Below are 14,445 nucleotides of genomic sequence, written 5' to 3' on the forward strand. Positions count from 1 at the left end.
CCTATCCCTGGGATCCGGGCGGGAGGAAAGGCGGATTGCCGGGCAGCGGCGCACCACCGCCGCCGACCTGCGGTCCCGGACCGGGAGGCGGCGGGGGACCGACGAGCGCGGGCGGCAACGGCGACGTGCCGTCACCCTGCAGCGATCCCGGGGCGATGTAGGGATCAGACGGGCCGGGCGTGACCGGAACCGTCCGGGCTCCGGGCGGACCAGGCGCAAACGGAGCAGCCGGGATGCCGTGGACCGGCGGTGCGTACTCACCGGGGAACGCCGAACTCGGCACGCCGGGTGCCGGTGGCGGCGCATCCGGATTGGGCGGTGCACCAAGAACATTCGGCGGTCCGTAGGTGTTGGTGCCATACGGGTTGGGACCGAACGGCCCGTCGGTGGCCTGAGCACACGGCATCGGGTTCTGCGGGGTCGGGAAGTTGCCGGCCGCCGGCGCGTAGGAACACGGCGAGCCCGCGATGACTGCCGGGCCGGGATTCTCGGGCGTGCCCTCCAGCGGCATCGGGGCCTGCGGCGGTGCACCATTGGGGAAGCGCTGGCCGTTGGGGTCCGGGTACCGGAACTCGGGCAGGCCCGCGTTGCGCCAGAACTCGTTGGGATCGATGCCACGCTTCTTGAACGCTGCGTCGACCCACGGCTGGATGATCTGGAACGGCAACAGGTTGACCAACATGACCTTGAAGTAGGGGCCCGACGCGATGGCCTCGGCCAGCGCTCCGGTGAACTTGCTCAGCGTCGTCAGGACGTCGACCAGGTCGTACTTCCGCTGCACCAGGACATCGCTGATCGTGTTCAGCTGGGTCAGCACCTTGTTGAGGTTCGGGTTGTCGTCGATGAAGCCCTTCACCTGAGCGGAGAAGTTGCCGACGCGCTCGAGCAGCTGGCTGACCGCGTACTGACGCTCGTTGACCGCCGCCAGCAGGAACTGCGCATTGACCAGGAGATCGTTGATCTGCTCGCTGCGGTTGCCGAGCACGCCGGCGATCTTGTTGGCGTTGGCGAGCAGCGACTTGATGTCCTCGTCGCGCTTGCCGATCGTGTCCGAGAACCGGGCGACACCGTCGAGCGCCGCGCTCAACTGCGGGGAGGTCTGATCGATGGTCTCGGACAGCACGTTGAGCGACCGCTTCACGGTCTCGGTGTCCCAGCCCGACGCCGCCTTGGTGACGTCGAAGAAGGCGTCGTAGATCTGATAGGGCGTTGTCGTCTGGCCGAGCGGGAGAATTCCGTTGGCGGCCAACGTCGTCGAGCCCTTCGGCGTGATCTCCAGGTTCTTGCGACCGAGGATCGTGTCGGTGCGGATCGCGGCGTGACTGTCGGTGCCGACCCGCGTGCCGTCGAGCGAGTAGCCGATGACGACCTTGTCGCCCTCGATCTCCATGCTGCGGACCGAACCAACGTCAACACCCGCGATGCGGACCTTGTCGCCCGGGTTCAGGCCGCCGGTGTCGGAGAACTGGGCGTAGTACGTCGGTGTCGCGAAGATCATCGGCACGCTGGCGAAGCTCTGCCCGACACCGATGATGAGCGCCAGGATGATGATGCCCATCAACCCGTTGCGGATGCGATTGTCGCCTTCGATGCTTCTCATTGCGGCGTGCACCTACCGGTCGGCTGCGACGTGATCTTGACGGTGCGGACGGGTCCGCCGGGCTGAAGTCCGTTGAGCTTCAACGAGATGTCACATGCGTAGAAGTTGAAGAAGTCGCCGTAGATGCCGCCCGCGCGTCCGATGATCTTCAGCGCGTTGGGGATCTGGATCAGTGTGTCGTTGAGCTGCTGCTTCTGATCCACCAGCGGCTGCTGAATGATCTCGAGGCTGGTGACGGTCTTCTGGAGCAGCGGCCGGTTGTCGCCGAGCAGGTCAGCCACCGAGCCCGCCGCATCGCTGATGTCGGCCACCGATGTCGCGATCGGATCGGCGCGGTTCTTCAAGCCGGTGATCAGCTTCTCGAAGTTCTGCACCGTGTCGTCGAACTGCTGCTGATGCTTCACCGTGGTGTCGAGCACGGTGTTGAGGTTCTTCACCACCTCGCCGATCGCCTGGTCCCGGTCGGCCAGCGCCGACGTCAGCGATGCCGTCTGGTTCAGGATGTCGTTGATAGTGCCGCCCTGGCCCTGGAAGATCGTGATGATCGACTGGGCGATGTTGTTGACCTTGTCGGGATCCAGCGCCCGGAACAGCGGCCGGAACCCGCCGATCAGCGCGTCGAGATCGAGCGCCGGTTCGGTCTGCGTGTCGGGGATCGTGCCACCGGCGGGCAGCCGCTGCTCGTCGTCACCACGCTTGAGTTCCAGGTACCGATCGCCGATGAGATTCAGGTAGCGAATGGAGGCGCTGGTGCCCTTGAACAGCTCCAGCGAGCGGTCCACGTTGAAGTCGATGCGCACCCTGTCGCCACCCTCGAGGAGTTCGACCTTGTCGACCTTGCCGACCTCCACGCCCGACGCGCGGACGAACTGCCCGGCACGAAGACCGCTGGCGTTCTTGAAGATCGCCGAATAACCGGTCGTGCGGTCGAACCGCATCTGTCCGAACACCACGATGATGATCGCGGTGAACATCAACAGCACCAACGACATGGCGCCGAGCTTGATAGCTGTTCCGGTGATTCTCATGGGTTGATCGTGTTCTCCCCGATCTGGCGTCCCCAGACGTATTCGATGGCGATTGGCTGACCCAGCTCGATGTGGTTGTAGGGCGCGATGCTGGCACCGGTGTCCATCACCAGGTACGGCTGCGGCCACAGGTCACGGGTCACGGGCTGCCAGCAGCCGGGCCTGCCCTCGGGGCCACCCTTGGCGTTCACGCGCGGCAGGTTATCCGGGTAGACGTAAGGGTTGGCGGCACCGAGAACCTCGGAGTGGGTGTTCAGCGAGTAGCCGTTGCCACCGAGCGACGAGGCGACCTTCGGCTCGACGTCGTGGAAGTTGCGGATTGTGCAGAACAGCATCGGGCTGTACTCGTCGAGCAGGGCACCGGTGGGCACCAGGTCAGCGGCACCGCGCACCAGGTACGGGCCGCCCTTCTCGAAGATCTCGCCACCGGTGTTGCCGAATCCGACCGAGGCCATCAACGCCTGATCGACGTTGTCCTGCTGCTCGTTCAGCGTGCGGGCGGTCGTCACGGCGTTCTCGAGACCGTCGAACAGATCGGGTGCGTTGTCGGCGTAGACCTCGGCCAGGTCGGCCAGCGCCCGGTTGTCCTCGCGGATGCGCGGCATCTGTGGGTTGATGTCGGCCAGGATCGTGTTGGCGTTCACCAGGGACTCACCGAACCCGTTGCCCAGGCCGTCGAGCGCCTGCGCCGTGGCGCTCAGCGTCTCGTTGAGCTTGATCGGGTCGACCTTCTGCGCCACCGACACCACGGTCTCGAACAGCGTGTTGAACTCGGTGGTCACCGATGACACGTCGATCGGGGTGGAGCTGCTGACCCGCTGCGGGCTGGGGTTCGCTGGCGTCGAGAACGCGATGTACTTGTTGCCGAACACCGTGCTGGCCTTGATCTCAGCGTCGACGTTGGACGGGATGAGGCCGACGAACTTGCGGTTGACGTCGAGCGTCACCTTCGCCCTGGGCTCACCGTTGATGTCGACGGCGTCGATCCCGGACACACGCCCGATCTCGACCCCGTTGTAGGTGACCTTGGACCCGGGGTCCATCGACAGACCCGAGCGCGACGAGATCAACGTCAGCTTCTCGGGATTGTTGAAGTCGCCGCGGAACTGCATCCAGACGAGCGTGACGACGACGGCGAAGACCAGCAGGAGCACCAGGCCCGCGATCTTGTAGGGCGGCGTCCGAGGCGCGTTGACCGGTGACTGCGTCTGATTGGGTGCGGTCATCGCGTCACACCGTCAGGTTGAAGTTTGCGTTGGTGCCATACAGCGCCAACGAGGCGAACAGGACGACGAGCACGATCGCGATGAGTGAGGCGCGCATCGAACGGCCCACGGCCTCACCGACACCCACCGGGCCTCCGCTGGCGTAGAAGCCGTAGTAGCAGTGGTTGACCATCACGATCACCGAGATGATGATCGCCTGCACGAACGACCAGGCCACGTCGTCGGGCCGCAGGAATGTGCGGAAGTAGTGCTCGTAGGTGCCGGTGGACTGCCCGTAGAACAGCGTCGTGGTGACCTGCGCCGAGAGGAACGACATGATGATCGCCATCGCGTAGAGCGGGATGATCACGACGAACCCGGCCATGATGCGCGTCGACACCAGATACGAGATGGACTTGATGCCCATCACCTCGAGCGCGTCGATCTCCTCGCTGATCCGCATGGCGCCGAGTTCGGCTGTGGCGCCGGCGCCGACGGTGGCGGCCAACGCCTGTCCCGCGACGACGGGCGCGGCGATGCGGACGTTGACGAGTGCGGCGAAGAAGCCGGTGAATGCCTCGACACCGATGTTGCCCAGCGATGCGAAGCCCTGGATGGCGATCAGGGAGCCGCCTGAGAGCGTGACGAAGCCGACGATCGCGACGGTGCCACCGATGACGGCCATCGCGCCTGTGCCCATGCCGATCTCGGCGATAAGCCGCAACATCTCACGGCGGTAGTAACGCAGCGCGTGCCCGATCGAGCCGACGGCGGTGACGATGAACCACGCGATGTGCCCGATGCTGCCCAGCGCCCGCCCGGGCGCGCCGGCCAGGCGCTCACCCCGCGAGACGGCCCGCGGGAAGCGGGAGCGAACGACGGCAGAGGTCGACATGTCAGCGCCCCGTTCCGAATCGGACGCCGATGGTGGTCAGCACGACGTTGACCGCGAACAGCGCGATAACGCACAGCACCAGCGTCTCGTTGACAGCGGTCCCAACACCCTTGGCGCCACCGGAGACCGTCAGGCCGCGGTAGCAGCCGACCAGTCCGGCGATCAGCCCGAAGGTCATGGCCTTGACGACCGAGATGAGCACCTCGGGCAGGCCCGTCACCAGAGTCAGTGTCGAGACATAGGCGCCGGCCGAGATGTTCTGGATGTAGACGCCGAACACGAAGCCGCCCACCAGGCCAATGGTGATGACCGCGCCGTTGAGAAGGAACGCGACGAACGTCGAGGCGACGACGCGCGGAACCACCAGACGGTGGATCGGGTCGATGCCCAGCACTTCCAGCGCGTCGATCTCCTCGCGGATCGTGCGCGCGCCGATATCGGCGCAGATGGCCGTGGAACCGGCACCTGCGACCACGAGCACCGTCACCAGTGGCCCGAGCTGGGTGACCGCACCGAGTGCCGCACCCGCTCCGGAGATGTCAGCGGCGCCAAACTCGGCGAGCAGGATGTTCAGCGTGAAGATGATGAGGACGGTGAGCGGGATGGCGACCGCGATAGTGGGCAGGAACGCCACCCGCATCAAGAACCAGCCCTGAAGGATGAACTCCCGCCACTGGAATGGCCGACGGAAGAGCGCCTTGGCTGTCAGCACGGTCATCTTGACGAAACCGCCGACTGCCTGCAATCCAGGCCTGACCTGGTCTCTTACGTAGCCGACCAGGCCCGTTTGCTGCGCCGTCACAGGCAACCTCGCCGGGTGCAGCCGCCATCGCTGCGGCGGATCGGAGAAACCCGTCGCACTCGCCCTCCTAGCGTCGGCCCCGACTGTGTGATATCCGTCTCCCTACTCGCGGGTAGTAAGTCGGACCACAGGACTGTACCCGATAATTGGCGGCCGTTGCACGCCATCCGCAGGATTGCGGGTCCGGCCGCTGGCAAACTCATCGGCACTGGTCAGGACTCTGCGGGCGTTGCAGAACCCGTTGGAGCAGAGGTACTTTCGCCGGCGTCAGCAGAGTCACCGTGACCAAAGCGCTCTCTCAGTTCCGTCTTGAGAACCTTGCCTGCGGGGTTGCGCGGGAGCGCATCGACGATCTCGAGCACCTTCGGGTGCTTGTACCTCGCGAGCCGCTCGGTGAGAAATTCGTCGAGATCGGCCAGCGTGAAGCCAGACGCCGGGGCCGCTCCGAGCGCGACGACCGCCAACGGCACCTCGCCCCACTTGGCGTGCGTCCGACCGATCACGGCGACCTCGACGATCGCGGGATGGGCCGCCAGGACGTTCTCCACCTCGGCGCAGTAGATGTTCTCTCCGCCGGAGATGATCATGTCCTTCTTGCGGTCGACGACCCAGATGTAGCCCTCGTCGTCCTGGCGGACGAGATCACCGGAGTGGAACCAGCCGCCGTGGAATGCCTCGGCCGTCGCCTTCGGGTTGTTCCAGTAGCCGGCCATCAGAGTGGGTGCGCGGTAGACGATCTCGCCGACCTGACCGACGGGCACGTCGTTCATCGCCTCGTCGACGATGCGGGCGGACACCGTCGGGATGACCTTGCCGACCGAGCCGAGTTTGCGAATCGCGTCCTCGCCCAACAACATACAGGTCACCGGCGACATCTCGGTCTGTCCGAACGCGGCGAGGATCTGGGTGCCGGGGAACGTCTCCGCCATATCGCGAAGCAGCGTGTCCGATGCCGGGGCCGCACCCCACGACAGCACCCGCAGTTTGAGCTGACGGGGGTTGGCGCGCTGCGCCGCACAGACCGCCTGCCACTGGGCGGGGACCAGGAAGATGCCGGTCACCTGCTCCTCGGACAGCACGCCGAGCAGCGCGTCCGGGTCGAACGCCCCCAGCGGGTAGAGCACCGTTGGCCGGCCCAGGAGCAGACCGACGATCATGTTGCCGATGCCCGCGATGTGGAACAGCGGCACACCGATGAAGCCGACGTCGTGGTTCAGATCGGCACCACTGGTGAAGAGGAATGTCATGCCCTGGCCGGCGATGTTGGTGTGCGTGAGCACGGCGCCCTTGGGCTGCCCGGTGGTGCCCGAGGTGTACATGATGAGCGCCGGCGCGTCATTGGGAACGTCGACAACCGGTGGCGGTGCGCCCCCCTCGGTCAACACGTCCTCGTAGCCGAGCACGTCGTCATCGGTGACACCGCCGGCGACGATCACCGTCGCGAGCGTGGCCTCAAGATCGCGCACGGCCGTCGCGACCCCCGCCAGCACCGGTTCGGTGATGACGACCGATGCCTCACAGTCGGTGACCAGGAAGGCGATCTCCGGTGGCGTCATGCGGAAGTTCACGGGTACTGCGATGGCGCCTATGAGGTTGGCGGCAAGGAAGGTCTCGATGAACTCGGTGCGGTTGAGCATCAGGATCAGCACGCGGTCGCCGAACCCGACACCGCGCCTGCTCAGCGCACCCGCGAGCGCCGTGACGCGACGATCCAGATCACGCCAGGTGGTCGTGTGGCCGAGAAACCGCAACGCCGCGGCATCCGGCTGCATCAGCGCGTGCCGGGCGAGTTGGGTGTTCCAGTTCTGCCTGCGCGCCAGGTAGGGCTGCTCGGCGGGGTGGGCAGATGTGTCAGGCGAGGCGCTCAATGGTTGGTGCTCCCTGGATACCCGCGACGCGGGTTGCGCCGCTTTGATATTTGATCAAACATGGTGTTGCCCCGGTCACACTATGGCCTCGGTGGCCCAGGGACAACCCCTCACCGGACGGACCGGCAACGACTGACAGCGGGGAACGGAGCGCCGTGAAGGCCAGCAGATCGCGACCCTCCTCGCGCGGGGCGGTCCGTCGCGAGCAACTCTCCGATGAGGTCGCCGCGCATCTTCGCGCCCGCATCATGTCGGGCACCCTGCGGCCGGGAACGTTCATCAGGCTCGACGAGACCGCGGCCGAACTCGGGGTCAGCATCACGCCGGTACGCGAGGCGCTACGGACGCTGCGCGGAGAGGGCATGGTGGACCTCGAACCCCACCGCGGCCACGTGGTGTCCCCGTTCACCCGCGGTGACATCGAGGATCTGTTCTGGCTGCAGGCCACCATCGCCACCCAACTGGTGCGCTCGGCGGCCGCTCGCATCACCGACGAGGAGATCAACGACCTCGAGGGGCTCGCCGCCGAGACCGCCGCGGCCATCGACGACGGCGACGCCGATGCGGTGGCATCGGCACATTTCGCCTTCCGCCGAGCGGTCAACCGAGCCGCGGGCCGAACCAAGCTGGCCTGGTTCCTGCTGCACGCGACGCGCTACCTGCCGTCTCGCATCTACGCCGACGACCCGTCATGGGGCGCCGCCGCGGTGGCCAATCACCGCGAGTTGATCGCCGCGTTCCGCCGCCGCGACGCCGACGAGGCCGTGCGGCTGACCCGCGATCAGTTCGAGGACGGGGCGCGGCGTCTGACCGCCCGCCTCGACGAACTCGGGCTGTGGACCTGACCTAGCCGGATTGATTCCCCGGGTCGCTGCGCTCCTGCCCGCCGGCCGAAAGCTGCTCGGCCCGCGTCTTCAGATTTCCTGCCAGGTGATCGAGCGCGTCGTTGACGACCTTCTTCACCATCATTGCCGGCACCGGCATCGAGACCTCGACGTCGAGGTCGACCGTCAGCAGCGTCGTCGGACCCATCTCGACGACGGCGAAGACCTGTTCCTGCTTGGTGAACAGATCGCCCTGCTGCATGACGGTCTGGATCTGAGTGGGGCTCGGGTAGTAGACGGCCTGGATGTAGGTGCCGTCCATGCCCTGCACCGAGGTGTCCAGGCGCAACTGGCTCGGTCGACCGTCCTCGTAGCGGGCCAGAATCCAGCAGCCCTTGATCTCCTCGTTCCACTCCGGATAGGCCTCGAAGTCCGCGACGATCGCCATGATCGCCTCGGCGGGGGCCGACACCTCTACGGTCTTGCTCACCAACGGCATCGGGCGAGCATATCGTCGCCACACAGACACGATGGAGGCCGATGAGCACCCCAATCCGGATCGCAGTCCTTGACGACTACCAGAACGTCGCGCTGAGCATGGCCGACTGGTCACCCGTCACGGCGCGGGCGTCCGTCACCGTCTTCGCCGACCACGTCTTCGACGCCGACGAACTCGTCGCACGGTTGGCGCCGTTCGACGTGGTGTTCGTCATGCGCGAGCGAACTCCGTTGCCCCGCAGCATCCTCGAAAGGCTCCCCCGGCTGCGGATGATCGCCTCCACGGGCAACGTCAACGCCTCGATCGACACGGAGGCGGCCGCTGACCTCGGCATCCACGTGAGCACGACAGGCGGATCCATCGGATCCACGGTCGAGCTCACCTGGGCGCTCATCCTGGCCGCGGCACGTCACCTCGTCGCCGAACGGCAGTCAGTGGCGGAGGGGGGCTGGCAGACCACCGTCGGCCGCGAGCTCGATCGCCGAGTGCTCGGCGTGCTCGGCCTCGGCCGCATCGGCTCACGGGTCGCGCGCGTCGGCGCGGCATTCGGAATGGACGTCGTCGCGTGGAGCCAGAACCTGACTCCCGAGGCTGCGCAAGACGCCGGTGCCCGCTACCTGCCCCGCGAGGAGTTCTTCGCCACCGCGGACGTCGTGACCGTCCACCTCAAGCTCAGCGAACGGTCCCTGGGCCTGATCGGCGCCGCTGAACTCGCGGCGATGAAACCGTCCGCGCTGCTGGTCAACACGTCGCGTGGACCCATCGTCGACGAGGGTGCACTGATCGACGCGCTGCGCTCGGGCTCGATCGCCGGCGCGGGTCTCGACGTGTTCGACGTCGAACCCCTGCCCGCCGACCACCCGCTGCGCACCATGCCCAACGTGACGGCCACGCCACACATCGGCTATGTCGCCGACCGTCCGTACCGGACCTTCTTCCGCGACGCCGTCGCTGCCATGGCCGAGTGGCTCGACGGACAGACCTAGCCGTCAGACCTCGGCGGTGGCCAGGAGTGTCCGGACGGTCTCCGGAATCGGGACGGGTCGGCGGGTGGATCTGTCGACGTAGACGTGCACCCAGTGCCCGACCGCCGCAACGGGCGCCTGGGCCGACGAGTCGAACAGTGCCGTCCGGTAGGTGACGCTGCTGGTGCCCAGTCGGGTGACGGCTAGCCCCACCACCAGCGGGTCGGGGAACTTCAACTCCGCGAAGAAGCGGCAGCCCGACTCGGCCACGACGCCGAGCCACGGCGCGGTGACCGGGTCCACGTCGACGCTGGTGTTGATCCACGCATTGATCGCGGTGTCGAACAGCTCGTAGTAGACCGCGTTGTTGAGGTGCCCGAACATGTCGTTGTCGGTCCACCGCGTCAACACAGGCCAGTGCACCGGAAAGTCGCCTGCCCGCAGCGATCGTTCGTCGACGCTCATCGCGCCAGTCTGTCAGGCAGGGCAGTCTGGAGGTCATGAGAATCCGGGGAGCTGTTCTCGAACGCATCGGAGCACCGCGGCGCTACGCCGAGTCGCAGCCGTTGAGGGTCACCGATCTCGACCTCGCACCGCCCGGCGACGACGAGCTGCTGGTCCGCATCGAGGCGGCCGGCCTCTGTCACTCCGACCTGTCGGTTGTCGACGGCAACCGGGTCCGGCCCGTACCGATGCTGCTCGGCCACGAGGCGGCGGGCGTGGTCGAGGCCGTCGGCTCCGCGGTCGGCGACATCGCGGTGGGTCAACGGGTGGTCATGACGTTTCTGCCGCGGTGCGGCGACTGCCGTGCATGTGCCACCGACGGCCTCGCGCCGTGCAGCGCAGGCAGCGCGGCCAACGCGGCCGGCACGCTGCTCGACGGTGATGTGCGCCTGAGCCGTGACGGCACCACCGTGCTGCACCACCTCGGCGTCTCGGCGTTCGCCACCCACGCCGTCGTTGACCGGCGATCGGTGGTCCCCGTCGACGACGACGTGCCGCCCGTGGTCGCCTCACTGCTGGGGTGCGCGGTGCTGACCGGCGGCGGCGCGGTGCTCAACGCAGGCCAGCCCCGGCCGGGCCAGACCGTGGCGATCGTCGGGATGGGCGGTGTCGGCATGGCGGCGATGATCACAGCCCTGGCCCACGATGACGTACGAGTCGTGGCCGTCGATCAGGTGCCCGAGAAGCTGTCCCGGGCAATCGAACTCGGCGCCCACGCGGCGTATGCGCCGGACGACGTGGGCGATCTGCGGGCTGAGGTGGTGATCGAGGCGGTCGGCCACCCGGCGGCCCTGGAGACGGCCCTCGCGCTGACCGCACCCGGCGGGAGGACGGTGACCGTCGGGCTGCCGCGGCCCGATGCCCGAATCAGCGTGTCCCCGTTGAGCTTCGTCGCCGAGGGGCGATCGCTCATCGGCAGCTACCTCGGCTCGTCAGTGCCTGCGCGCGACATTCCCCGGTTCGTCGAGATGTGGCGCGCCGGGCGCCTGCCCGTCGAGTCGCTGGTGTCGTCCACGATCACGCTCGATCAGATCAACGAGGGAATGGATCAACTCGCCGACGGGCAGGCGGTACGGCAGATCATCGCGTTTGACTAGAACCGTGTTCTGCGCGACCTCAGGCTAGGACTTCGGGATCACGGGCAGCAGGACATAAGGCCAGTGACTGGCTCGTCCGATGAGCGTGGTCTCGCCGTCGTAGACGGGATTGTCCCGGTCGCCGGGGAGTTCGTGCCAGTAGGCACCGCTACCGCGAATCTCGCGGCCGTAGGTGATCTCCGGCTCGCCAGCCAGGTCGTGGGTGTAGTCCTGGCCGCGCACCGACAGTCCGATCTGGTACCCGGCCGGGGCGACGATGGAGAACGGCCAGATCTCGACGTCGGCCTCGTAGGTCTCTCCGGGTGTCAGCGGGGCAATCTCGGTGTGGTGGTGCCACGGCCGGTACGGCAGCGACCGATCCTCGTCGAGCGCCCTGTGCGACATCCGCAGCCACCCCTGAGCGAGGGGCCCGTGGGGCTCGAACGCCGTCGGGAAGAGCACTTCGGTGCCGCTGGGGTCGAACAGGTGCATGGTGACGAAGAGGTCCGCGTCAGCGGTGGTCGACGACACGAACAGTTTCAGTGCCGCCGGCCCCGTGATCTCGATGTCGTCGTCGAACACCGGCGTCTTGAACATGACGCCCTCCGAGCGGGCCTTGAACGCCGCGTGGCTGTCGCCAGATGGCGTTGTCTCCGAGAGCATTCCGCAACTCGCGTCGAGGTAGAACCGCGTCCACTGGGTTCTGGCAAGTGGCCACTCGTTCTCCTGGCGCACGAAGAAGTCGTTCGGAGTGCGCACCTTGAGCTGCACCGGCGGTCGGCGATCCCACCCGTTGTCCTCACCCTTGAGGAAGTGGTCGAAGAACTGCCGCTGAATGGCGAGACCGTAGTCGGTGTAGAACTCGGTCCAGTGCTCCAGCCCGTGGACTTCAAGCCATTTCTGCTCCGATGCAACGCGAGAGAAGCCCTCGAAGTTCCCACGCGAGTGCAGACCCATGCCACCCCAGTTGGACGCGGAAAGAACTGGAAGCGTGATCTTCTCGAGTACGGCCGAGCGGTCGCGGTAGTATTCGCCGAGTGTCGGATTGGCGCGCAGGACGTCGCCGATGGCGATTGCGTTGTCCTCCAGCTCACGCTCGGAGCGGATGGGCTTGCCCGAGACCCGCCGCCCGGTGTGCGGGTTGAGCTGCGCATCCCCGCGGCCGTGCTGGACACTCTTCACCTGATAGGGCATCCAGCTCGGCATGAACTCGGTGGCGATGCCACCGTGGTGGGTGTACTCACGGAAGAAGTCGGAAGCACCCTCCCACGGGCAGATCGCAGCGAGGTGCGTCGGCGCCAGTTCGGCGACCTGCCACTGATTGCTTGCCAGATACGAGATGCCGAGCAACCCCACCTTGCCGTTGCTCCACGGCTGCGCGGCGGCCCACTCGATGCAGTCGTACAGGTCCTGCGTCTCACGCGGTGAGAAGAAGTCGATCGCTCCCTCGCTCGCGCCGGCCCCGCGGGTGTCGATGCGGACGCAGACGTATCCGGCAGGCACCCAACGCTCGGGGTCGGGGTACTCCCACACCTGGTACTCATTCGACGAGGACGCGGCGACCTCGGGGTGTTCGGTGAGGAGGCTGCGCAATTGGCTGGCGAACCCCACCGCGAACGGCAGGCCCTTCCCGTACGGGCTGGCGGCCAGAAGCACCGGGTGCGGCTGGTCGTCGTCGGGGCGGAAGATGTCGGCGGCGAGCGTGACACCGTCGTCCATCGTGATTCTCACGTCCCAGTCGACGCGCATGCCGTCCCGTAGATCGTTTATCGGTGGGTAGTGCTCGGACATGTCGGACCCTTCCCTTGTTGTTGCGAATCTCGTCAGGTGAGGCTGATTCATCGGTTGCCCCCGGCCGGGGCTCTTCCCATCGCCGCCATCGCCACCAAACCGATGATGGGAATCACCGTCAGTTGGACGACTCCTGCGATCTCCCAACCGAAGCTGTCGCGCATATGGGCGAAGAAGTAACCCGAGGCGCTGGCGGGGATGTACATGGCGGCTACGAAGAGTCCGCTCACTCGACCGACGTATTTGACGTCAACAGAGCGTTGCAGCAGTGTGCTGGTGTTGGTGTAGACGATGCCGGTGAATGAGATGCCAAGCAGCAGTGAGAAGAACATCTGCACAGGCAGGGGTGTGGTGAATGCGAAGATGGCAACACCGAGACCCATGATGCCGAGGAAGCCGACGACGTTCAGCATCCGTTGGTCGACGCGATCGGCGATGGCACCACCCACGAGCGCCCCGAGTGCGCCGATGCCGAACATGCTGGCTGCCCAGCCCGCCTGCGTCGCTGTGAACCCATGTGCCTCGCGCAGATATGTGGGGTACAGGCCGAGGTATCCATAAATGGTGAAGCCTGCGGCCACAGCGGCGATCGCACCGCAGATGACGCGTCGGTTGATGAACCCCAGTGCGGTCTCGTCAGCGTTGCGCTTTGCGTCGCTCGCGGGTGTACTTCGGCCGACTTCTGTCACGGACTCGGGTACCAGCGTCAGGAGCAGAATCAAGATTATGATTCCGATGCCGCCGAAGATGACGAGTGGAACTCGCCAGTCGCCGGTGGCTGCCACGATGGCACCGCCGAGGATCGGGCCGGTGAAGGCGCCCAGGCCGAACGCCGCGTTGATGGAACCGATTGCGAATCCACGGTTGCGACTGAAATATGCTCCGACGGCGGCGAATAGCGCGGCATTCTGCATTCCCTCGCCAACGCCGGACAGGACGCGCCACAACGTCATATCGACGATGCCGAGGGCGGTGGCCTGCAGCGCAACGCTGACCGAGAAGATGGCGAGGCTGATCAGGATGATCCTCTTGCGGCCAAAACGGTCAGCGAGGTAGCCGGCCGGTATTCCCGCCAGTCCCATGCCGAGGGTGAAGATCGTCGCGATGATGCCTGCCTGGCCGCCGGTCAATCCATAGGCGGTCTTGATGTCGGGCAGCAGGATCGAGAAGACCTGGCGGTCCATCGCATTGATGAAGTAGGCGAGGTCGAGGATGAGAAGCAGGAACAGCGCGCGGCCACCCAGAGTGGCTGCGGGGAGATAGGCGCGGCTATCGGCCGCTGGTGCGGCGGCCGCGGCCGTGCTGGCATCGTGGGTTGGCATCGAAACTCCTGAGGGGGTAGCACTTTCGGGAAAGAGCGCTCGTCGGGTTGGTGTGCACGATCACAG

The 14,445-nt window shown here is 66.3% G+C and carries 13 protein-coding genes; 3 read left to right on the plus strand and 10 right to left on the minus strand.

The window, feature by feature from the left end; all coding sequences use genetic code 11:
* Position 1 precedes the first annotated feature (1 nt).
* From ABIA65_RS05030 to fadD5, 6 genes are all read right to left on the minus strand, one after another.
* Complete coding sequence (locus ABIA65_RS05030) at positions 2-1,600, minus strand: virulence factor Mce family protein (RefSeq protein WP_354522833.1); 1,599 nt, start codon at positions 1,598-1,600, stop codon at positions 2-4.
* Positions 1,597-2,628 (minus strand): virulence factor Mce family protein, encoded by a 1,032-nt coding sequence (locus ABIA65_RS05035; protein ID WP_354522834.1) that lies wholly within the window; start codon positions 2,626-2,628, stop codon positions 1,597-1,599. The genes ABIA65_RS05030 and ABIA65_RS05035 overlap by 4 nt, the downstream gene beginning before the upstream one ends.
* Entirely contained in the window at positions 2,625-3,854 is a 1,230-nt protein-coding gene (locus tag ABIA65_RS05040) for an MCE family protein (protein ID WP_354522835.1), read from the minus strand. The genes ABIA65_RS05035 and ABIA65_RS05040 overlap by 4 nt, the downstream gene beginning before the upstream one ends.
* 4 nt (positions 3,855-3,858) lie before the next feature.
* The gene (locus ABIA65_RS05045) at positions 3,859-4,728 is read right to left on the minus strand and encodes an MlaE family ABC transporter permease (protein WP_354522836.1); all 870 of its coding nucleotides are present in this window, start codon (positions 4,726-4,728) and stop codon (positions 3,859-3,861) included.
* Between the two features lies 1 nt (position 4,729).
* A complete protein-coding gene (locus ABIA65_RS05050) occupies positions 4,730-5,530 on the minus strand; it encodes an MlaE family ABC transporter permease (protein ID WP_241402477.1) in 801 nt (266 codons plus the stop codon).
* A 212-nt stretch (positions 5,531-5,742) separates the two neighbouring features.
* Positions 5,743-7,398, minus strand: coding sequence for a fatty-acid--CoA ligase FadD5 (gene fadD5, locus ABIA65_RS05055; protein WP_354522837.1), 1,656 nt, complete (start codon positions 7,396-7,398; stop codon positions 5,743-5,745).
* A 155-nt stretch (positions 7,399-7,553) separates the two neighbouring features.
* On the opposite strand from fadD5, the gene ABIA65_RS05060 reads away from it, so the two are divergent.
* Complete coding sequence (locus ABIA65_RS05060; RefSeq protein ID WP_241402475.1) at positions 7,554-8,243, plus strand: GntR family transcriptional regulator; 690 nt, start codon at positions 7,554-7,556, stop codon at positions 8,241-8,243.
* Between the two features lies 1 nt (position 8,244).
* Here ABIA65_RS05060 and ABIA65_RS05065 read toward each other — a convergent pair whose 3' ends face one another.
* Positions 8,245-8,721 (minus strand): SRPBCC family protein, encoded by a 477-nt coding sequence (locus ABIA65_RS05065; RefSeq protein ID WP_354522838.1) that lies wholly within the window; start codon positions 8,719-8,721, stop codon positions 8,245-8,247.
* Between the two features lie 41 nt (positions 8,722-8,762).
* On the opposite strand from ABIA65_RS05065, the gene ABIA65_RS05070 reads away from it, so the two are divergent.
* Positions 8,763-9,707: a D-2-hydroxyacid dehydrogenase family protein gene (locus ABIA65_RS05070; RefSeq protein WP_354522839.1), complete on the plus strand. Its 945-nt coding sequence runs from the start codon at positions 8,763-8,765 to the stop codon at positions 9,705-9,707.
* Between the two features lie 3 nt (positions 9,708-9,710).
* Here the strand turns inward: ABIA65_RS05070 and ABIA65_RS05075 are convergent, their stop codons facing one another.
* Complete coding sequence (locus tag ABIA65_RS05075; RefSeq protein WP_241402472.1) at positions 9,711-10,151, minus strand: acyl-CoA thioesterase; 441 nt, start codon at positions 10,149-10,151, stop codon at positions 9,711-9,713.
* Positions 10,152-10,186: 35 nt separating this feature from the next.
* Between ABIA65_RS05075 and ABIA65_RS05080 the strand changes: the two genes are divergently transcribed.
* A complete protein-coding gene (locus ABIA65_RS05080) occupies positions 10,187-11,287 on the plus strand; it encodes an alcohol dehydrogenase catalytic domain-containing protein (protein ID WP_354522840.1) in 1,101 nt (366 codons plus the stop codon).
* Between the two features lie 24 nt (positions 11,288-11,311).
* On the opposite strand, the gene ABIA65_RS05085 is transcribed toward ABIA65_RS05080, so the two are convergent.
* Together ABIA65_RS05085 and ABIA65_RS05090 are read right to left on the minus strand one after the other, a co-directional pair.
* Positions 11,312-13,057: a CocE/NonD family hydrolase gene (locus tag ABIA65_RS05085; RefSeq protein ID WP_354522841.1), complete on the minus strand. Its 1,746-nt coding sequence runs from the start codon at positions 13,055-13,057 to the stop codon at positions 11,312-11,314.
* 47 nt (positions 13,058-13,104) lie between these two features.
* Positions 13,105-14,379, minus strand: coding sequence for an MFS transporter (locus tag ABIA65_RS05090; RefSeq protein ID WP_241402469.1), 1,275 nt, complete (start codon positions 14,377-14,379; stop codon positions 13,105-13,107).
* Positions 14,380-14,445: the final 66 nt, after the last annotated feature.

The sequence above is a fragment of the Mycolicibacterium sp. 624 genome, from assembly GCF_040548615.1.
GTDB lineage: Bacteria > Actinomycetota > Actinomycetes > Mycobacteriales > Mycobacteriaceae > Mycobacterium.

Excerpts from the sequence above, each read along its gene's own strand:
- ABIA65_RS05030 (WP_354522833.1), bottom strand. The coding sequence starts at position 1,600 with ATGAGAAGCATCGAAGGCGACAATCGCATCCGCAACGGGTTGATGGGC.
- ABIA65_RS05035 (WP_354522834.1), bottom strand. The coding sequence starts at position 2,628 with ATGAGAATCACCGGAACAGCTATCAAGCTCGGCGCCATGTCGTTGGTG.
- ABIA65_RS05040 (WP_354522835.1), bottom strand. The coding sequence starts at position 3,854 with ATGACCGCACCCAATCAGACGCAGTCACCGGTCAACGCGCCTCGGACG.
- ABIA65_RS05045 (WP_354522836.1), bottom strand. The coding sequence starts at position 4,728 with ATGTCGACCTCTGCCGTCGTTCGCTCCCGCTTCCCGCGGGCCGTCTCG.
- ABIA65_RS05065 (WP_354522838.1), bottom strand. The coding sequence starts at position 8,721 with ATGCCGTTGGTGAGCAAGACCGTAGAGGTGTCGGCCCCCGCCGAGGCG.
- ABIA65_RS05070 (WP_354522839.1), top strand. The coding sequence starts at position 8,763 with ATGAGCACCCCAATCCGGATCGCAGTCCTTGACGACTACCAGAACGTC.
- ABIA65_RS05075 (WP_241402472.1), bottom strand. The coding sequence starts at position 10,151 with ATGAGCGTCGACGAACGATCGCTGCGGGCAGGCGACTTTCCGGTGCAC.
- ABIA65_RS05080 (WP_354522840.1), top strand. The coding sequence starts at position 10,187 with ATGAGAATCCGGGGAGCTGTTCTCGAACGCATCGGAGCACCGCGGCGC.
- ABIA65_RS05085 (WP_354522841.1), bottom strand. The coding sequence starts at position 13,057 with ATGTCCGAGCACTACCCACCGATAAACGATCTACGGGACGGCATGCGC.
- ABIA65_RS05090 (WP_241402469.1), bottom strand. The coding sequence starts at position 14,379 with ATGCCAACCCACGATGCCAGCACGGCCGCGGCCGCCGCACCAGCGGCC.